A 20158-nucleotide genomic window follows, 5' to 3' on the forward strand; every position below is an offset into this window, starting at 1 on the left:
CAATGGAATGATTTATAGTCAAGGGCCAAGGCCCTCTCTACCAGAGCGGAATGCAGCAAAAAAGACACCTTCAACCTATACATGTGAGGTGCCTTTAGTTCGTCTAATCGGCCAGAATATGATGTTTTCAATAGAGATATCCTAAAAAGCAGATAGCATCATTTGGAAGCCGCAGGCGCTTTTACCACATGATCAGGAAGAGTGTTATTGGCAATCATCTCGCCAAAAGGACTGATAAATGACCGCTCACCGTTGTTCCCGTATTGTGCGTAATTCAGCTTCGGAAACAACAGCTCGGCAGTACGGTAGGCTTCTTCCAGATGCGGATACCCCGACATGATAAAGGTTTCAATGCCCAATGCCTCGTACTCCCTCATTCGTTCTGCAACCTGGTCGGGATCGCCTACAAGCGCTGTACCGGCACCGCCTCTGACCAGCCCAATGCCTGCCCACAGATTCGGGCTGATCTCCAGATTGGAACGATCCCCTTTATGCAGACTTGCCATCCGTTGTTGACCGACGGAATCCATACGAGCATAGATCTTCTGGGCGGAAGCAATGGTCTCTTCATCCAGATGAGCGATCAGATCATTCGCGGCCTGCCAGGCTTCTTCTGCGGTTGGACGAACAATGACATGAAGCCGGATACCAAAGCGCAAACTTCTTCCCTTTCTGGAAGCAAGCTCTCGCATTCGGTTGATCTTGGCCTCTACCTGGTCAGGCGGCTCACCCCAAGTCAGGTATACATCCACGTGCTCGGCTGCCACCTCCATGGCAGCATCAGAGGAGCCTCCAAAATAAAGCGGAGGATAAGGCTTCTGAATGGTCGGATACAGAACCGCTCCGCCGTGGACCTTTAAATATTTGCCGTCAAAATCGACTTCTTCGCCAGCCAGTTCCTTGCGCCATATGGTTAGAAATTCGTCTGTCAATGCGTAGCGCTCATCATGGTCCAGGAATACCCCGTCTCCCTCAAGCTCGATCGGGTCACCTCCGGCTACGACATTGATCAGCAGTCTTCCTTTGGAAAAGCGATCCAATGTACTTGCCATTCGCGCCGCCGTAGTAGGCAGCATCAGCCCCGGACGCGCAGCGACCAAAAATTTCAGTTTGTCCGTTACCGATACCAGCGAGGAAGCAACGATCCAGGCGTCTTCACATGATTTCCCTGTAGGCAGCAGCACTCCTGCAAACCCAAGCTCATCGGCGGCTTGTGCTACCTGCTTGCAATAGTGATACGTCACTGCCCTGGCGCCTTCTCGGGTGCCCAGAAATCTTCCGTCCCCATGTGTCGGGATAAACCAAAACAATTCCATTTTTTTCTCTCCTCCTGCTCATATGATGGCTACTCTGCTCTAGCTTTTCTCTTGAATCAGCTTCCAGACAGGAGCTGTTAACGACAATTTGTCATGTCGAACGTAATGGGATGCAAGCCCACGGATCGGATCACCTGCATAAAATTTTTCATACAACAGATGTCTTGCACCGAGCGGACTGCCGATGAGATCCCAGGCCAGCTTGAACAGCTCCACTTTTTTCTCGGCACTTACCGCAGCCCCTTCAAAATACAAATGCATAAGTTCGGAAATCGGACCGTAGAAGTCCTCAATTCCCGAAGGGGTCTGAACAAAGCCACCTGCGCCAACTTGTTGAAGTATCTCGACAGCCCGTGGATAATATTTGGTTCCCAAATTCCGCGCCGTCTCCACATACGTTAGATCAGGAACGAGCACGCCTGCCGCATCGGGCACGGCTTTGGCCTCCGCCGCAATAATCAGCGCCTTGATCACGTCAATCTGTGTCAGCAGCTCCCCCAGTTTCTCTTGAATATGCAGAAATCCGGTGACGCCAATCGACTCGGCTACTGCAAACGCCACCCCTGTCACAAATTCTAGCTTGGCTACAAAGCGCACAACATTTTGGTGAAAAGCCAGTCCATTGGCCGTACGGTTCCCGCGAAGCTTCAGCACCTTGTCCGAATCTCCATAGAGAAGCACCCTTTCCCACGGAATCAGGACATCATCGAAAAAAAGGACGGCATCCATCTCATCGTATCGTGCACTGAGCGGATGGTTGCGTTCTCTGGCATCCGCAAACGATTCCCTGCACACAATATGTAGTCCTGGTGAATTCGCGGGTACGATTAAGACATGAGCATGTTTCTGATGCCGGGTCTGAAATTGCAGGAACGAAAAGATGAGAAAATCATGTGTATACGGAGCACCTGTCGCGATCATTTTGGCTCCCCTGACCACAATGCCTTCCGACGTTTCTTTCACCACATGGAGAAATCGTTCTGCGATCCGCTCATCATCCAGCCCGCTGGAACGATCAATCTGGGGATCAATGATGGCTGTCGTCAGAAAGAGGTCGCGGTCTCTGGCCTCGTGGTAATAGGTACTGATTTTGTCCACGAAGCGCCGGTCCAGCTCGGATAATTCATGCCGGGCCGCGTACCACCCGGTGACTAAGGAACGGGCGTAGTCGGATAACCGGCTCATCATGCCACTGGTACTGGAAGACCAGACTGCAAAGGACTGACTGCGCTTGTTCAGCTCGGCTGCTGAGTACGGAATGAGAAATGAGCTGTGTGCATATCGCTCCTGTCCATCGGGAGCAAAGCCTACTTGCTCCCGTTGAAGAGGATCATCCAGCATGTTAAACAGCTGCCTTATGGTAGACAATGTGCCTTTGAAAGCAGCATGCTCGGAAATATTCCTGACCTGCTTCCCTTCGAGCCAGACACGCCGTCCGTCCTCCAGACTGGATATGAAAGTGTCTCCCCTCAAAATGTCACCCCTTAATCAAATTTTATTTTTCCGATTGATTTGCTATGTTTTATTGTTTATCATAGCTAATATCCATTGGAGCGCAACAATCAATCATCGGAATTTTGACGGTTACCGAACACAAATACCGGATCTGTTGGGAAACGTCAAAATAAACTACAATTTGGCTTCATCTGGAGGTAGCTGAATCGTAAGCTCATTCCCATGGACGCATTAAATCCGGCTTTAGACGGTGTTGTTTAACCAACAATTCATCCAAATTTGTTGTATTCGAGGTGATATAAGGTGAATGAATCCCGAAGCATGGACCGAAGAATTCACAGAACCCGTGTCATGATCTCCGAAGCTTTTTTGACCATTATGACCAAGCAAAATTACTCGGATATCAGTGTCGTAGACATTGCAGAACAAGCCAACATCAACCGCTCAACGTTCTATGCCCACTTTATAGACAAGGAGGATTTGCTGGATACCATCGTAAATGAGAAATTTCAGTTGCTGGACGATGTGCTCAAGGAACGTTGTGCTGCCATAGATGAGGTTCCCTCATTTGCCGAGCCTGACCCGATCTTTGCGGTCTTGTTTGAGCACATCTTTGAGCATGATGAGTTCTACCGGGTCATGCTGCTGATCAATCCTGTTGGTAATTTCAGTACCAGGTTGAATGAGGTCATTAAAGCTCATTTTTTTCAACGAATAACCCGAATCGGACTCAATCAAAAGGTACAGGTGCCATTGGACATTTTACTGGATCATCTCAGCTTCTCCACCAGCGGAATCATTCATAAATGGCTGGAAAACAACAAAGTTTACTCTCCGCATCATATGGCTCTGCAGCTTACCCGTCTTGCCCGACTAGGCGTGTACACCGCGATGGGTGCGCATGCTTAAGAGATACGCCCCCCCGGAGCGTACCCGTGACTCATTGATTGCTCTCTTTGATCCTTGCGTTACATGGCGTAAACCCACGTGCGTATTACGATTACATCTTCGTTCTTTTTTAAAGCAGATCAATGACCGATACATCCAATCCGCTTCATCTGATCCACCTGTGTATCAATCCGCTCCAGCGTCTCAGGGGTTTTATTCCGGAGTAGTATTCATGGGAAAAGCTCCTGACGCAGTGAGTCTGTTTCATTGCTTTCGTATACGAAAAAAGGACCGCCCTCCCTCATAATGAAAGGCCGCCCTTCTTATTTATTTTTGCACCACCACAAGCCACATCTATTTCTGCTTATAGAACTCATGGTACAGCTTCATCAACGCCCGCTTCTCGATCCGCGAAACATAACTGCGTGAAATGCCAAGCTCCTTGGCAATCTCGCGCTGCGTGCGCTCTTCTCCACCAGCCTCCAGGCCAAAGCGGCCAATGACGACTTCTTTCTCCCGATCATCCAGTATGTCGAGATTACGATAAATTTTGCTTTTTTCAATTTTAAGCTGCACACGGTCTACCACATCATCGGCCTCGGTGCCGAGGATATCAATTAATGTAATTTCATTTCCTTCTTTATCCGTCCCAATGGGGTCATGCAGGGATACGTCTTTACGTGTTTTCTTCAGAGATCTTAAGTGCATTAAGATTTCGTTTTCAATACATCTCGCAGCAAAAGTCGCCAGCTTTGTGCCTTTGCCTTGCTGAAAGCTTTCGATGGCTTTGATCAATCCAATCGTTCCAATGGAAATTAGGTCCTCCTGATCTTCGCCGGTATTGTCAAACTTTTTGATGTTGTGTACGTGAAACAAGGTTAATATATGAATTATCTTGCAATGTAAATTTATTGCCTAAGTAGCCAATGCACGATATGGAAAAGCGATTCTTATCCTTTTCATGAGTTATAATAATTTCGTCAATTAACTTGTCAACAATAAACCTTTTATCTTCATTGGATAAATTCAACTCCATGAATTTTTTATATTCTTTAGCCAAATTTATGAGTTGCTCTTGCGTTACCTCATGTTTATTTCTTGCATTTAGTTTAGATTGGATTTTGTCATGTTCGCTCTGTATTTTGGCCTTCTCCTTATCTAATTGGCTAATATCCATATCCAGTTCTTCTTCGTTTATAATTCCCTTTCGAAACATAAGCTTAATCTTAGTACGTTCATCTTCTTTGCTTTTTAATTGTCGGGCATATTCGGCAACAAGATCTTTTAAATTATCATCTGGTGAATTAGATGTAGACTTTAGTCTGGATATGATTTCATCTGGATTATTCAAGAGTTTGATTATAATATTCCATACAAAATCATCAAGTATATCTGTACGCAAAGTTGGAACGGGACATTTATGAACTGATTCTCCAAACTTTCTTGGATATTTTCCCGAACAGCGATATATGGGGTAAGTCACTTTTTCGCCTTGTTTTTTTGAGTTGTATGTTGTCGACTCCCATCTTCTACCACAGTGACCACAACGCATAAGGGATTTGAGAAGATATGCGTGTTTGACATTTCGACCTTTGCGGGTCAAATTTTTACCTCTTTGGATTTGAGCTAAATTAAACAATTCTTCATTAATTATAAATGGAACATTAACTTGAATCCATTCCGTTTCAGCTCTAATCTTGTATGTTTTTTTCGTTCTCCCCTTGGCGGTCTTTTGCCCTTTTAACTTTCTGGTTTCACGCTTATTGTAAAAATATTTACCAATATAAATTTGAGAAGTGAGTATTCTAGATATCGAACTTGCATTCCAGGCTTTACTTTCTGCTCTCTTTGGGATAGCGCCAAGCTTAGAAAGTTCTTCTCCTATCTCTCTTAAAGTTTTTCCATCATGTACATACCATTGATATATCAGATGAACAAACTTTGCTTCTTCTTGGTTTATAGTTAGTTCTCCATTAAAAAGGTTGTATCCATATGGAGCTACTCGCATCGGCATAATTTTTCCTTCTTTTTCTACTGCTCTAATTCTTCCTCGTACTGTTCTTTTTTTGATTAACTGCAACTCATATTGAGCAATGGATGACATCATATTGAAAAACAGTTGCCCTTCAGGTGTTGTAAGGTATTCAGTATCTACAAATATAAGTTCTACATCATTCTTTTCAAGCTCACGACATATTATCAACTTATCAGTTAAATCCCTTGTAAGTCTGTCGGGATGAGTTACAATCAATTTCTTTATCTTTTTATCTTTTACATCTTGCATTAACTCATTTAATGCTGGTCTATCTATGTCTTCCCCAGTAAAGCCAGATTCAACATATTCCTTAATCTCTTCCCTTGAGATGTTTAAGCTCTTAGCTTTCTTGTAACATAGCTCAAGCTGTCCCTCTAAACTTGTTCCTTCAGATGCTTGCATTCCGGTGGACACACGTGGATAGACTGCGACATGTCTCAATACTGACTCACCTCCATACAGAGTAAAATAGAATGACAAAAGGTGGCTATTCGCCACCCTCATCGATTTGTTGATTCTGAAACATTTTGTCGATAATGTAATCAATGGCTTGATGTAGTGGTTCATCGTTATAGTATGTATTTTGCATAATTTCTTCATTTGGAACATACACAATCTCAACCTCTTTTTTGATGGCTATTTTGCATCCCTCCCCCTTTTGAGAAACTTTATTCAAAGGAGAGATCGTCCTATTCCTAATTTGTTTGCATAACTTTATTTCAGCCTATCCACACTACCCAGATCACTTCTAACTAACTCTCTCAATTTAACGAACTCTTTAACTTCTATATGTATTACTTTTCTTGGTCTTGCTTTAAAATAATCGCCATTCTCTCATAAGTGAAATTTCTATTGATCGTTATTGTTCCACCATGTGGATGCTCTGTAGTTATTGAGAAAGATCCCGTATAGCTTAAGTCTTCAGGATTCTCATATTCTTCTATTGTTGTTCTTCCCAAAGTGACGTCTTCAGACTGGAGTAGAAAAAGAGAGTTACCTACCTGATGGAATCTTCCTGTGTCAGACTTGGAGTAAGGTAAGCCTATATGTTTAAGTGCCGCGCCCTTTGAATCAAATCGCCGGAATGTTTGTTGTTTCGTTGGATCAGTAGTATTTACTACGGTAAATAGATAGTGAGGAAAGCTAGTTGCTTTAGCGCAATTCTTTGCATTTGTTAACACTTGTATGTTATTCAAGCTATAACCTTCTTTTTCATCAATTCTATCTATAGTTGGTCTTAAAGAAGGTTTGTAATCATTTTTCATGTACTCTTCCGTGTGATCTTTCCACGATAACCAGAATTCTTGCTTTTCATGTAGGACAGCTAAAAAAGTTTCCTCTTCATTCTCCCATTCACACTCTACGTGCTTATACATTCCAGTGTTATATCTACAATTGGTTATTCGGCTGTAGATGCTCCCATGAAGTAGAAATGCGCTGAATTTTTCATCATGTGTAATTATGCCTTCTTTGCAGCATTTTTCTGCAAATGCTAGTGCGCGCAACTTGTAGTCCACGTAATTGTGTTGACCATATGTATCGATCCACTCTTCTAATATTTCATCTGCAACGAGACGTTTCGCCAAATATGTTCTCTTCCTTTCTGAATGAATTATCAAATTTATAAAAACTCACCATTTAGCCGATATATAAAGTAGGAGGTGAGATAATGAATAACAAAACATTTGTAATTAGAACCAATGAACTACCTGAAGAAATGAAAGAATGGGACTGGAAAGAAGTTGAGTATCCAGAGTTTCAAACATATCCAGAAGTTCCATGCGTGGCTGTTATAGCAAGCGTTACATACGGACTTGTCGTTCCTTATCAGGTGGCTATGACATCAAATTTACGCAACTATTTCTATTCTTTTAGAGACACAGTAGGTGTTATGGCTCACAACAATAGCGATGTCGTATTCTATGTTGAGGAGAAAAGCGAAACCAAAAGAAAAGAAATGAAGAAGTCGTTGCAAGACTTGTTTAATATTCACTATGTTGTTTAATATTGATTAAGTATAAGAGTAACCCTCTTATACTTTTTTTCTTATAAATTCTTTATTTCGAGTAAACCTTTATAACATTTAAATTCACTTATTTCAACTTGATTATAAATTAAAAATAGGATCATTGTTTATTTAACCTAATCCTTATGTTTTTTGTTGGTCCATATGAAAATAACTCTTATGTAAGAAACATTTATTCCAATGAAGTATCTGGAAGAAAGCACACTCCCATAGTAGAATTAATCGTAAGTAATTATGTACATAAAATAAAATAAAATAAAATAAGGGAAGTGAAGAGATGAGTAAATTAAAAAAAGTTGGTTATGTAAGTTTAGGTGTGATACTTGGTGCGTCATTGACAGTATCAGTTCCTGCTTTAGCTGCTACAGTTAAGACAATTCAAGCCAAGATTAATAGTTCAGTTTCAGTTGTAGTGGATGGTAAAAAGATGACCACGCAACCAATCAATTATCAAAACTTAAACTATTTGCCTGTTGGTGAGATTGGTAGAGCATTAGACGCTGATGTGAGTTTCGATAAGAACAAGAATGTGATTAACATTGAGAGTAAAGAAAATAGTGCTGCTGGAGACTCAAATGGTGGCAATAGCTCTTCAACTCTGGTAAGTACTGATAAACTTGTTAAACTGGATTCCACAGCTTTAAAACTGAACTTAAACAATAAAGAGTATGGTTTAGCTAGTAGCACTTCAATTTATCTCGTCGGGAAAATTCCGTATATTGTATTTAATTCTGATGTCATTGATCTGATAATATCAATTGCTTCAAATGATTACTTCATTTATGAAACAAATAATGACAATCCTGATTTTGTGACAGCAAACCACTACGCTAACGAATACAAATACCTTGAAGTGATTGAAAAACAAAAATCATATAAACTTAAAAGTTCTGAGAGTAACAAAACATATGACATTGCATTAAATAATCAGTCCAGTATAGGTGTACTTTACAATAAGGATTCAAAGAATTATCTTGTCCCACTTAATGATGTATTCAATAAATTGGAACTGAAAATGGAAGCTGTGTATGAACCACAACAAGAAAAGGTTTTTCTAAAATTTAAATAGCTGCTAATATACACCAATCCATATTCGATGAATAAACAAAAGCGGCTGTATCATTTAAGATAAAGTAAGATACAGCCTCTTTTTGTTATGCTCCTACAAATGTTTTCATATACAAACTAGCATTAATTCGTCCCAATTGCTGAGAAGATAGCTCAATCGTATGCCATCCGGGTGATTGAATCCAAGATGTAATGTCAACATTATTCTCAGCAGAAGAATATATGCCCCCTCTTGTTATCCCATTAATAATTACTCTGACTCCTGTTGCGGAAGCTCCCTCATAGATACCATATTCAATATCATGAGAATGAGAGGGCATATCAATCCTGTGAGAGTGTGGAGGCATTGTAATGTCATGAGCATGTTCTGGGACAGTAAACTCATGATCATGAGGTTGCAAGCTTAAAGCGTGTGAGTGGCGACCTGAAGCTACCCATGTTCTTGTGAAACCATTGACATCTTTAAATTGTGTTCCTTCAGGCCAACCATGGTTATGTCCACCTTCTAATATATATGTACCCTCTGTTTGAGTTGACCCAGAAACATTTTTTGGCTTAGTTGACGTTGCAATAAAACTTTTGATCTCAGTCGTTGTCAACAGAATCCGCTCAGACTCCGTAGTCGTCAAATTAATCCTAGCACTAGCCGCACCTTTGCTATATGCTCTAAATCTCTCCAGTGTAAAATTCAATTGAAACTGGTCAAATCTTAATGTACTAGGCGAAATATAAAATTTCAATTTAAGTGGATGCGTACTATCTACGTTGTCTGCGATTTGGATTGTATCCGTTTGTACTATACCATTTTCATCAACTGTTACTGTCCCAAGTGGGCCAATTACCTTAAACCCATATACACCCGACTTATACTCGCCTATCTGCACTCGGATGTTATTACTCTTATCTCTCACAGTTAACAAATTACCTTCAATGGTAAAGGTTCCTTCATCATCTGAGATTACAAGTTTGTTTCCAAGAATATAATGTCCCATCGTGTGTTTATAATCTTCATATTTTAGCAAAGGATTCTTATCAACAATCTCATACGATTCTTCAAGAAAAACTCCTTTATTTTTGTCAATTCCAAACATTTTAAACTTGCCTCCAACTGATTCATCAGAAATATTATTATATATCGTCTTGAACGTTTTAACGTGATCCATTTTCCCACGAATCTGCTTTTCTATTTTTGTTGCTTCTTCGCCCTTAACTCCTACAGTCGCATATATGTATCCATCTTCGTTTTTAATAGGGTATTCGTATATGTTAAAATTCTCTGTACTATTCAGATTATACAAGGCTAATCGTTTACCTTTAACATCTTGGATTCTCGCAATAGCAGTAATGTCGATATATCCAACCTCTTTATCAAGTAACGTAGATGGATAATGCGCCTCAACTTCTTCGCCAATCGTCCGTAAGATCTTCTGTAGACGCTCGACACTAAAATCATTTCCACTAATAAATTCACTAATAACTCTATCGCAAATATCGGAGTTCCCCGAAGTGAACACTACTAGGTTGTTACTTACTCTGTGTATTTTTGTTGCGTTATCATTCATCCAGTAGGCCTTTCCATTAAAAAATGTACATTCTCTGGAATCTGCCGCAATGTAAACCTTCTGCTTATTCATTAAAATAGAACAATTGCTCACCAAATCATCCTCCCTATTCTATTTACTCGAAGCTAATTTCTACTGCTTTTAATTCAAGCATGTCATAGACTTTCCCGTTGTATTCAAGTGTTCCACCATTAGTTTTCAAGTCAATAATTTCCTTGAAAATATCACCTTTGCCAAATACAGCATCAACAGGGTACTTAATATTACCTTTCTCAAATTTAAATGTGATAAACACTCGTTCAGTTTGTTGATTTTTCATATTCACAAATCTCCATTTCATTATGTATTATTCTCAACTCTCACTATCTACTGTAAATCTATATCCAAACTTGAATCAGTTTTTCTTCTCCTTGCACTCCTTCGATCACTTCCAGCCCAGCCATAACCAGCTCATCAACTTGTACCACGCATATCTAACCTTCCACGTATCTCATCCCCTCCTCTTCACAGTTACTAAGACTCCAAGAGTCTGCCTTGGAATTCGTTAACCTTGTACTATTAATATATCCATATATCAATTATTTGTAAAGTATTATTTTAGTTTAATTGAATATTTGTTTTCTCTTCTACTATAATGACATATCAGATTCGATTCTCTTCCTCACTTCCTTGATTAATTTATAGGAACTTGGAACACAACTCACCACGATGGTATAAACTAACCCTCAACAATGCAAGGCTGATTCTTCCTATAGATTTATTATGATTTAGAGGAACATCCTTTGCCTTCTCATTGTGGTTCGTTGTGACTCTCCTATAACATCGGCAACATTCTTCAACAGGCCGTATTGTCCCGTTGCCCTATTTCCTCCATGTCCTGCTTTCCAATATTCCTTCAAGAATGCTCCCTGTCTTCCCTTCTTAACCGGATCAGCTTCCGCTTCCCCTCTACGTTCCGTGTTCTCAGCGATTAACATATATTCGGCTTGCCATTCATCCACGTCTACGATTCCAACCGGAACATTCGTTCTACATCTGTAAGAATTCTGACAGGCTCAAGCTCTGCAAAATTTTGTGTACCTGCAATCAAAATTACACTTGCCCTCCTCTTTATCATGTGATATAAATTAATTAAGTGTTATTTTTGCACAATTAATTATCAACCAAAGAGGAGTGTATATTATCAAACTACTGATAGACCAGAAGGAGTTTAGTTGTAAGCCAAGTTTTAAAGAAATAGGTGGTATCAGTAATCGACTACTACAGAATTCGGTTGATGTTGAACCATCACAGTTAGCAAATGAGATTGTACAAGGTAAGTCATTCGTTCCTGCCTACATAACAACAAAAGCAAATGGATTACTAACACGTACCAAAGAATGTTGGACTTCTCAGCAAGTTATCTGTATGGACTTTGACAATGGATATTATGATAAGATACTCAAGCAGAAAGTTAAGGATGTACGTATTACATGGGAAGAAGCACAGGAAGAGTTTAAATTATTAGCAATGTTCATGTACAAAACTTTCAGTCACACAGATGATTGGCCTAAGTTTAGAGTAGTCTTTGCTTACAATGAACCATTCACAGATATCCGCTTATTGAATGCCCATACTGATCAATTATTTAAAAAGTATTCATATGCTGATGAATCAACCTTCCAAGTTGAGCGGCTATTCTTTGGTGGGACTGACCTCTATGTGTTTGATTATGAAAATAGGCTTCAGATTAATCATGACCTACTTGTAGAGGGGGGATATTATGACCCCAATTACTATAGTAATAATATAGATATAATTCAGGCTACAATATCCCCCCCTACTTCATTAGATACAGTAAATACATACATGAGCAATATAGATATGATAAAGAGCTTAAACACAAATATAATACCTAGAATGAAAACTACTTACAAACCAATAACTGTATCATCACATAAGGAAGTATATGATTATCTAAAGAAGATTAATCTATATGAATATATAGGAATAGCAAGCAAACAGTTTCATGATATATTCCATAACGAATCGTCACCATCAGCTAATATATACCAAGATCCCAAAACAGGTTACTGGTGGTATAAATGTTGGAGTAGCAGTCATCCATTCACAGGTACTATTATTGAAGTAACAGAAAGATTGACCAAACTAAACAAGCCTAAATCACTCCGATATCTAATGGATTGCTTCAACATCACAATTCAGAAATCAGAATGGCACGTTGAAATGGAGAACTTAATCCAGCAAAATCTAGAGTTACTAAACGATGAGGAATTCATAAAAGAAGCATATCCCAATTTGAATTCATTACTTCGAACACCACTATACTATTCAGTGTTAAGAGAGATTCACTTGATTGCGCTAGAGAATATTTCGACACTGATCCACATTAAGGATTCTGAAGAAGCTGTATTCTATGCTTCGATAAACTACATAATGAAGCGTCTAGATAGATGGTGTGATTTTGATCGTTACAAGAATAGTAAGGAACGCCGAATCAGAACCATTTTGTCGTTGCTGGTTTACTTACAATTACTAAATCGGATCGATATAGAACGATTGCCATTTGAATATGTGAATAGAGCCAAATTAGAAGCACAGAAAAAGCATTATCAGAACATGATTACGTTTTGGACAATTCCATCTATGGCAGCTACACACATGAATGACGTTGAAATGTTAGCCAAGCAATTTAAGGACTTGGGTATGACAGTAGGCAACTTTGATCGACAGATGGTATTGAAAACGTTAGGAGAAGAAGAAGCAAACCGAATATTTCCCATGAGAAAGAACGAACAACTATCTAGGCTAAATGAGTACGTATGCGAACAATTAGAAAAAGCTTGTCTAAAATACATAACAGAGTATGGATGGGTAACTGAACATAGAATCATAGAAAATACATACTTAGAAATTGAAGATGTTGAAGCAGAAATGAGAAAGCGTGATAAACGAATTAAGGATTCCATTGTTATTGAAGAAGACAAGTTTAAATGGTTGTATGAGTTAAAACGAAGACAGCTCAAGAAAATTATTGGTGGCCTGATGATCAAATATAGCCTAGGTAAGCAGAAACTGAATAATAAACTGATGGAACAACGAGATATCCCCCTACACTATAATGAAATTGGCAATCCAAGTTATCCAGTTGTTTATTTTACAATAAAATAGACTTAAAAAAATTCCCCAATCATAAACGGTTGGGGAACCTTCTGACGATTTAAAAACCGACTTTATAAATTTCAGAAGCAAAATTGTTTGATTATCTTTTCAGCTAATTTCCTTAAAATTTCTGTCCAATAACTATCTTTTGATTCTGGATGAAAAATTTCAATATTCGGTATATTAAGCTTGTATCTAGTGTCACCCTTACCATGGACAATACTGTTTCTGTATTCATAAAGTTCTGCGGAAAAAATTTTAATATCATCACTATCTATAACATTGTAATTATTTGCATACGCTATAACTTCATCAACATCATCAATTTTATTAAGTAAGTTCAGTAATAACTTAGGTTCACCTTTGTTATATAAATTGGTCATCTCTCTAATTAGAGTATCAATATCTTCACTATTATTGTAAAAAGCTACAGCCTGTTGTATTTCAGATTTTTGATTAATTATGAAAAAATACTCGATAATTCTATAATAATAAATAGGATCATCAAATTCTCTTGCTTTATTATAAAAAGCTATCGGCTCAGAATATTTTGCTGGATTATATAAATAAACATCAAACTCTTCCTTAGGTTCATCAGGATCGTTATAAATTTCATTATAGCCTTCATATCTAAAGGGTATTATATGAGGGTATTCCCCTCTATAGTCAATCTCAGGGGCATGAAAAGAAGCTACTATGAATAGTGATTGTTGTAATGTTTTCTCTAGTTCAGTTTTTCTACATCCATAAATTTTAATTGTAATTAAGGTGTCCCAATCATCTTCAAACCAATCACTATATGAAAACCTAGCAAACATTATTTTGTACATTGAGCTTGGCTCGGATATTTCTATTTTAACCTCGCCAATATCAAACACTGTTTCAAATGAGGGCGTCTCATGTAATAGAGAATCATAAGTCAGCAGGAATTCAGAATAATTAGTTGACCGTGAGTAAAATCCACAATCATTATAAAATTCCAAATCAGAATTTCTATACTCTAAACACTTTTGATCTATTCCTTTAATCACTCTTCTATAATTTACATTTTCATCAGAGTCTGAGATGAGTTCAGACCAATCTAAAACAATTTGTATATTGGTCTCTTTATGTTTTAGTGTAAACTCATCCTTATCTAACCTAAGAATATCAAACTCTTCGAGCAAATCTGGTATAACACGTTTATAATCTTCTTTTAAATCAAACATCATCTCTAATGATATCATGGCAATACACCCCTATATGAGTTATTCATCATCCACATCATGTATCTTCGTAATTTCACTCAATTCCTTAATGTCCAATACATTCATCAGCCTGAGCAGAAAGTGACCATCAGGCGTTGTTTCTCCACGTTCCCACTTTTGATATGTTCGAGATGACGCTCCTATTGCTTCAGCAACTTGTTTTTGAGTCATTCCTATTACCACACGTCTATCTTTGATTACTTCATAATCGAAATCCATTAGTAGTGGGCCAGTGTAGAGGTCATACCAAATATCAGATTCATCTTCAGCTTCGCCATATACATTAAGTCCCCACACTTTTGTTGTAGGTGCAATCTCTACATATAGGAATCCTTTTTGTCGATCATTAACATCTACCCATATCCTCTTGGCGTTCTTAATCCTCACACCAATCCATTTAAGTATCGGTTGATTATTGCGATCACATGGGAATATACCCGACATTTTTAATATGTTACCGTGTCTTTCAATGTAATTCCCAATATACATATCATCAATCTGATAAATAACCGGTTTCAATCCAGTCTTTTCTCTGACAATGTTATAGTCTACAATGAGGTGTTTAGGCGTTTTCTCGTCTAATCCAATTTTTTGAGCTAGCTCAAGGTAATGCAACCAAGTGTAAATTGATTCGAATTCTCCCACATATCCAGTTTGCCTAATGGTGTAGTTAAAGATAGTAACTGTATCAAGCTTGTAGTCATAGTATAGCTTCTCTAGTGTATTGTAAAACCGCTCAAGTTCTTCTTCGTAATTGTTACGAGAATATTCAAGCACGCGACTAACAAAATCATAAACTGTGCCAAGATCATCTAAGTTTCTTTTCTGTGACTTGTGAAAATAGAATGGAATTCTTCGTATGAATACTTCTTTATTCACTGGCTGAAACAAATACTTGTTCATTTTATTGAATCCCAAATATGAAAACACTTCTAATCCAGCTACCTCATGCCTGGATAAGTAATCCACCAGCTTTTCCACTTTGCTCTCGTCCTCTATGTACTGTCTAATAAGTGCTTTAAGTTGTTTCTCCTCATCTACTGTTACATTCATCGTATCCCCTCCTCTTTGGTATATCCACATTATAGTATGAAGAATATGGGGGATGACAGGTCATTCGTATGAAATAACCGCCCCTCTAAGAATCTACAAATTTTCTAGCACACGATCATCTACATCGCCCTAATAATGCGAAATAATATTCGTTCGACTCTGATTTCCATCATATTCTACATGCTCAGTCTTCTACTTCCCTCACTCTTTCAATTCATTCAAAAGAATAGAATAGAATAATTGGGCGATAATATAACCAAGTAATAAATATTCATTTTTAAGGTGGTCATTATGAGATATAAGAAAAGGTATGAATATAAGATCATTTCACGTTATCCAGACGAAAACCTAGCAGTTCCAGAAGAAATTATAGAGACGCAAATCCTCAATTGGATGGAGCATGTTCTACTGAGTTATTCCAGTGAGAACCAAATAGAAAACAGTCAAAATTCGGAGGATTGATTTTTTTGATGAGAGTACTCAAAGATCATGAAAAGCTAACCAGGGAAGATATTGTAACCTTGATCGATAAGATTAAAGCTATTGTTTATACACGAGTATCATCTGATATACAAGTGGATAACTACTCACTTGAATCACAGACACAAATATGCATAAAGGAAGCAAAAGAGAAGTTTGATATCAACGAAGATGAGATTATTGTTTTACGAGAAGAGGCAGAGTCTGGAGATAATCCTAACCGTCCAATGCTGGATTACATCTTATTTCTCCTTGAAAAAGGAATAGGGAACAAAGTCATCTTCTTGCATCCTGATAGACTGAGTAGACACTTGCATTTACAACAACAAATTACACATAAGATTTGGGAGCTCGGATGCGAACTTCATTTTGTAGAGTTTGACTTGCAAAAAGACAATGCCGAATCGATGTTGAATTATAACATCCAAGGCTCCATTGCTCAATACAATAAAGCTAAGATTCTCGCAAATACAAAACGCGGAAGAAGAGCTATGGTCGCTGACAACAAAATACCGGGAATGAACCGCATCTATGGATATACCTATGATAAAGACTTACATACATTAGTGGAAAATAAACTTGAAAAAGAAGGGTATTTAATTATGGTAAAACTGGTGTTAGGAGGTTCAACTTGTTCAGAAGTTGCTGAATATTTGGCTACTAGAAAATATCCCCCTCCCAAAGGAGATAAATGGTATCAGACAACAATTAGTCGTATATTAAGGAATGAATCATACATGGGAACCTTTTACTATGGGAAGACAGAAATTGTGCGCTCATATGGGAAGAAAAAACAATCATCAAAGCCCAGAGATGAATGGCATAAAATTGATATTCCTCCATATATAAATGAAATAACATTTGATAATTTACAGAAAGTCCTTGATAGCAATACTAAGAACGGCGGTATGCCATCAGAATATAACTTATTGAGGAGTATTGTAAGATGTGGAAGGTGTGGAGCAGCCGTTTCGGCTGGTGTTACAAGTGTAACCCAAAGTAGGGCTCTTAAGTACTATTCATGTACGCGAAAAGCAACAAAATCATTCAGTTTTGAAACTGGTGAATCCAATTCCACTTGCAGAGGAGCTAATTTTCGTGTCGATATAATTGACTCTATTGTATGGAATGAACTGTCTAAGTTAATCATCAATCCTGAAAAATTGATTAAAAAATTATTAGAACGCTTATCAGACAAAAGTAAAATTGATGAGATGGAAACTAGAAGAGACTCTATTATTAAAGAAATTACCAACAAAGAAAAGTCTAAAGAAAGATATATTGACCTTTATGCAACTGGCTTTATCATAACCAAAGAAGAATTATCAAGTAAACTGCTATCAGTTGAGAAAGAACTTGCTGCATTGCAACAAGAACTATCATCATTGAACGAAAACTTAGGTCTGAACAGTGGACAAAATGATGTACAATTGAGATTACTGTTGCTGGAGAAATATCAAAAAATCATCAAGAATGAATTGCAAATGATAGACATGAGAAAAATAGTTGGCATCCTTGTCAATAAAATAGTCTTACATGATGACAAACATATTGAGATATTCTACAAATTCACCGCTGAGAGCCATTTAATTAGCAGTGATACCTACTTCTCTGATTCAGACAACTTTGATAAGCTTAAGTGGGTAGTTGAACCCCCCCCCTCCTAAATGGGAGAACATTGAACACCTCTACCCAAGCATGTTGAAAATGTATAATGAAGATTTACTCAGTTTTGAACAAATTGCAGAAGCCACTAAAACCGATTGGTGGACTGTTAAAAATATGTTCAAGGCCAAAGGTGCAGAATTACTATCCACTAAAGAAAGAGGGATCAGAAGACGATCTCGTGACTTTGAGAAGATATATAATCTTCACTATGTTGATGGACTGGCTTTTACCAAAATATATAAAGAATATGGCTTGAGTCCAACCTACTGTAAACAGGTACTCAGAGAAAATATGAGCACATTAAAAAAATGAAAAAACACGATTTAGTCCTCTGGAATGAATAGTGTATTCCCCCTCCCCTACGGAGGGTTATTTTGTGTAAATGGAATGGCATTATGTTGTCGTTTTTATCCAATAGAATTTCGCTCGTTCAAATTCAACTCTAGTGTCGAAGTAGATGTGCTAGGGGCATATTCTGTAAAATAGTCACCTTTTTGGATTTGAAATATCCCCCCATGTATCTATGTATCGTCAAAACAATAACTTGATGACCCATTGATAAGTGCTAGCGGATTATTTTCCAGAAATTATTACTTTCTAGGTGTAAATCTCCCCCCCCTATGTATAATGTTATCATATGCTCTAAACTCCAACTAAGCTCATGCAGGAAAAGAATCAATTCCAAAACAACAAAAAGCCTCGCAAGAATATCTAGGCTAATCATTACTTTTATAGTCTATCCATCTTAGCAAGCATCTTCTCTCTTGTTGGGTTAGTGTACAGCAACGTAGTATGTATGTTACTGTGCCCAGCTTGATTGGCTACCTCATGCACTGACATATCATTCTCTAATGCATGGGAACAGAAGAAGTGACGCAAATCGTGTGGCGTGATATCTTTGCCTATGATACCTGAATAATGCTTAAACAGTTTATTGATTACTGTTCTATCTAGTTTGCTTCCACGGTTACTGACAAACAAGTATTCTCCTTTGATACCCTTCTCTTCTCTTTCCTTGATCCAGCTTTGCAACGCTGTTCTTGCTTTGCTCCCTATATTCACATTCCGCTGTTTCTTCCCTTTACCCTCTGACACAATCAATTCCCTGGATGTTAGATTGAATTCATTCATCCCAATGTTTAAGCATTCACTAATACGTAGACCACAATAGGCCAGTACTGAAACGATAGCATAGTTACGCTTAGATTCACTCTCTAATACCAGTTGTCTGAATTTCTCTACATCAGCAAGCCCAACTGTAGCCAATGAAGCATATTGTTTCTGTAGCTTTAGCATATCCTTCTTGTTTATCACCTGTTCAGTTTGGACATTCGTTTCAATGAGATAATCATTGAACTTAATCAATGCACTTATCTTAGCGTTGATCGATGTGGGACTGTTCTTCTTAATCGTTTTCAAGTAGCTTATGTAATCTTTAACATTCTCTCTATGTACTTTCTTAAACTCGACTCCCTTACTTTCCTCAAACCATTTAATATATCCTCTAACATTTAGCATGTAGCTTTTAATTGTGTTGGTGCTTAGTTCCTCGGTTATTAGCTGCTGCTCAAACAATTGAATCATTAGCTCACTCCCTATCAATTATGTTGCATTACCTAAAGGCGTATATCAACTAAATTATGTTGCATTACATGCTATTATTCTACCCTTATACATCACGAAATGCAACATAATTAATATTATGCTGCAAAAAAAATCGCTACCTGTTTGGGATTGAGACAATGAATATATTTGAAAATTAATTGCTACCAACTTAGTCTAGGTGAGGTTGCTGAACTATTCATAGGCTGTATCAATAAAACGCACGGATCGTGATTTCAATCGCCCACGACACATAAACTACTAATTTACTTAGTCATTTCAACGTTTTAGCTACTTTGACAGGTCAATTTATTCTATATCGTAAACGCAATCGTAGAATACCAACAACACCCTAAAAAGCTAGTCATAGCAACTATTCTAAACAATTAGTAAATTTTGTTATTTTATGATTAGGGTCTCAAAAAACATAGGTGGGACAAGGGATTTCAGCACTTTTCAAAAATTCAATCGCAGGGTAACAGCATTATCTAAAATGATGACTTATTTATAGATAATTTCAAGAGACATGTTAAATAATTTGTTTATTTTTAGATCTCTTTTTTTATATGTAAAATAACCTGTCGGTTTAACTATAG

18 protein-coding genes are annotated in these 20158 nt (G+C 38.0%); 6 read left to right on the top strand and 12 right to left on the bottom strand.

Going from position 1 to position 20158, the window contains the following annotated elements; genetic code table 11:
• Positions 1-158: 158 nt before the first annotated feature.
• On the bottom strand, positions 159-1316 hold the full coding sequence (gene ssuD / locus Q9R46_RS16030) for an FMNH2-dependent alkanesulfonate monooxygenase (protein ID WP_311280713.1): 1158 nt from the start codon (positions 1314-1316) through the stop codon (positions 159-161).
• 39 nt (positions 1317-1355) lie between these two features.
• Positions 1356-2789: a 4-hydroxyphenylacetate 3-hydroxylase family protein gene (locus tag Q9R46_RS16035; protein WP_311280714.1), complete on the bottom strand. Its 1434-nt coding sequence runs from the start codon at positions 2787-2789 to the stop codon at positions 1356-1358.
• 285 nt (positions 2790-3074) lie between these two features.
• Between Q9R46_RS16035 and Q9R46_RS16040 the strand changes: the two genes are divergently transcribed.
• Positions 3075-3680, top strand: a complete 606-nt coding sequence (locus Q9R46_RS16040) for a TetR/AcrR family transcriptional regulator (protein ID WP_311280715.1) — start codon at positions 3075-3077, stop codon at positions 3678-3680.
• Between the two features lie 333 nt (positions 3681-4013).
• On the opposite strand, the gene sigK is transcribed toward Q9R46_RS16040, so the two are convergent.
• The 4 genes from sigK to Q9R46_RS16060 all read right to left on the bottom strand — a co-directional run bounded on the left by sigK (position 4014) and on the right by Q9R46_RS16060 (position 7280).
• Positions 4014-4571, bottom strand: a complete 558-nt coding sequence (gene sigK / locus Q9R46_RS16045) for an RNA polymerase sporulation sigma factor SigK (RefSeq protein ID WP_311281046.1) — start codon at positions 4569-4571, stop codon at positions 4014-4016.
• Entirely contained in the window at positions 4504-6135 is a 1632-nt protein-coding gene (locus Q9R46_RS16050) for a recombinase family protein (RefSeq protein ID WP_311280716.1), read from the bottom strand. Before Q9R46_RS16050 ends, sigK begins: the two co-directional genes overlap by 68 nt.
• Positions 6136-6181: 46 nt before the next feature.
• Positions 6182-6370, bottom strand: coding sequence for a hypothetical protein (locus Q9R46_RS16055; protein WP_188591371.1), 189 nt, complete (start codon positions 6368-6370; stop codon positions 6182-6184).
• A gap of 118 nt (positions 6371-6488) precedes the next feature.
• Entirely contained in the window at positions 6489-7280 is a 792-nt protein-coding gene (locus Q9R46_RS16060) for a hypothetical protein (protein ID WP_188591372.1), read from the bottom strand.
• 83 nt (positions 7281-7363) lie between these two features.
• On the opposite strand from Q9R46_RS16060, the gene Q9R46_RS16065 reads away from it, so the two are divergent.
• Together Q9R46_RS16065 and Q9R46_RS16070 are read left to right on the top strand one after the other, a co-directional pair.
• Positions 7364-7699, top strand: a complete 336-nt coding sequence (locus tag Q9R46_RS16065) for a hypothetical protein (protein WP_188591373.1) — start codon at positions 7364-7366, stop codon at positions 7697-7699.
• Positions 7700-7997: 298 nt separating this feature from the next.
• A complete protein-coding gene (locus tag Q9R46_RS16070; protein ID WP_311280717.1) occupies positions 7998-8789 on the top strand; it encodes a hypothetical protein in 792 nt (263 codons plus the stop codon).
• Between the two features lie 85 nt (positions 8790-8874).
• Here the strand turns inward: Q9R46_RS16070 and Q9R46_RS16075 are convergent, their stop codons facing one another.
• The 3 genes from Q9R46_RS16075 to Q9R46_RS16085 form a co-directional block, all read right to left on the bottom strand.
• Entirely contained in the window at positions 8875-10443 is a 1569-nt protein-coding gene (locus tag Q9R46_RS16075) for an Ntn hydrolase family protein (RefSeq protein ID WP_188591375.1), read from the bottom strand.
• A gap of 22 nt (positions 10444-10465) precedes the next feature.
• Positions 10466-10669, bottom strand: coding sequence for a hypothetical protein (locus tag Q9R46_RS16080; RefSeq protein ID WP_188591376.1), 204 nt, complete (start codon positions 10667-10669; stop codon positions 10466-10468).
• A gap of 448 nt (positions 10670-11117) precedes the next feature.
• Positions 11118-11351, bottom strand: a complete 234-nt coding sequence (locus Q9R46_RS16085; protein ID WP_188591377.1) for a hypothetical protein — start codon at positions 11349-11351, stop codon at positions 11118-11120.
• A gap of 172 nt (positions 11352-11523) precedes the next feature.
• Between Q9R46_RS16085 and Q9R46_RS16090 the strand changes: the two genes are divergently transcribed.
• Positions 11524-13521 (top strand): hypothetical protein, encoded by a 1998-nt coding sequence (locus Q9R46_RS16090; protein WP_311280718.1) that lies wholly within the window; start codon positions 11524-11526, stop codon positions 13519-13521.
• Between the two features lie 71 nt (positions 13522-13592).
• Here the strand turns inward: Q9R46_RS16090 and Q9R46_RS16095 are convergent, their stop codons facing one another.
• On the bottom strand, positions 13593-14738 hold the full coding sequence (locus Q9R46_RS16095; protein WP_311280719.1) for a hypothetical protein: 1146 nt from the start codon (positions 14736-14738) through the stop codon (positions 13593-13595).
• A 21-nt stretch (positions 14739-14759) separates the two neighbouring features.
• The gene (locus Q9R46_RS16100; RefSeq protein ID WP_188591380.1) at positions 14760-15812 is read right to left on the bottom strand and encodes a helix-turn-helix domain-containing protein; all 1053 of its coding nucleotides are present in this window, start codon (positions 15810-15812) and stop codon (positions 14760-14762) included.
• A 470-nt stretch (positions 15813-16282) separates the two neighbouring features.
• Between Q9R46_RS16100 and Q9R46_RS16105 the strand changes: the two genes are divergently transcribed.
• Together Q9R46_RS16105 and Q9R46_RS16110 are read left to right on the top strand one after the other, a co-directional pair.
• A complete protein-coding gene (locus tag Q9R46_RS16105; protein ID WP_311280720.1) occupies positions 16283-17959 on the top strand; it encodes a recombinase family protein in 1677 nt (558 codons plus the stop codon).
• A 40-nt stretch (positions 17960-17999) separates the two neighbouring features.
• On the top strand, positions 18000-18272 hold the full coding sequence (locus tag Q9R46_RS16110) for a hypothetical protein (protein ID WP_311280721.1): 273 nt from the start codon (positions 18000-18002) through the stop codon (positions 18270-18272).
• A 417-nt stretch (positions 18273-18689) separates the two neighbouring features.
• On the opposite strand, the gene Q9R46_RS16115 is transcribed toward Q9R46_RS16110, so the two are convergent.
• On the bottom strand, positions 18690-19544 hold the full coding sequence (locus Q9R46_RS16115; protein ID WP_188591382.1) for a tyrosine-type recombinase/integrase: 855 nt from the start codon (positions 19542-19544) through the stop codon (positions 18690-18692).
• Between the last annotated feature and the right edge of the window lie 614 nt (positions 19545-20158).

Origin of the sequence: Paenibacillus sp. RRE4, from assembly GCF_031844205.1 — a bacterium.
Classification (GTDB): domain Bacteria; phylum Bacillota; class Bacilli; order Paenibacillales; family Paenibacillaceae; genus Paenibacillus; species Paenibacillus xylanexedens_B.

Bases quoted from the DNA above. Each gene is read 5' to 3' on its own strand.
- Q9R46_RS16105 (WP_311280720.1), top strand. From the start codon at position 16,283: ATGAGAGTACTCAAAGATCATGAAAAGCTAACCAGGGAAGATATTGTA.
- Q9R46_RS16110 (WP_311280721.1), top strand. From the start codon at position 18,000: ATGTATAATGAAGATTTACTCAGTTTTGAACAAATTGCAGAAGCCACT.
- ssuD (WP_311280713.1), bottom strand. From the start codon at position 1,316: ATGGAATTGTTTTGGTTTATCCCGACACATGGGGACGGAAGATTTCTG.
- Q9R46_RS16065 (WP_188591373.1), top strand. From the start codon at position 7,364: ATGAATAACAAAACATTTGTAATTAGAACCAATGAACTACCTGAAGAA.
- Q9R46_RS16100 (WP_188591380.1), bottom strand. From the start codon at position 15,812: ATGAATGTAACAGTAGATGAGGAGAAACAACTTAAAGCACTTATTAGA.
- Q9R46_RS16070 (WP_311280717.1), top strand. From the start codon at position 7,998: ATGAGTAAATTAAAAAAAGTTGGTTATGTAAGTTTAGGTGTGATACTT.
- Q9R46_RS16095 (WP_311280719.1), bottom strand. From the start codon at position 14,738: ATGATATCATTAGAGATGATGTTTGATTTAAAAGAAGATTATAAACGT.
- Q9R46_RS16080 (WP_188591376.1), bottom strand. From the start codon at position 10,669: ATGAAAAATCAACAAACTGAACGAGTGTTTATCACATTTAAATTTGAG.
- Q9R46_RS16115 (WP_188591382.1), bottom strand. From the start codon at position 19,544: ATGATTCAATTGTTTGAGCAGCAGCTAATAACCGAGGAACTAAGCACC.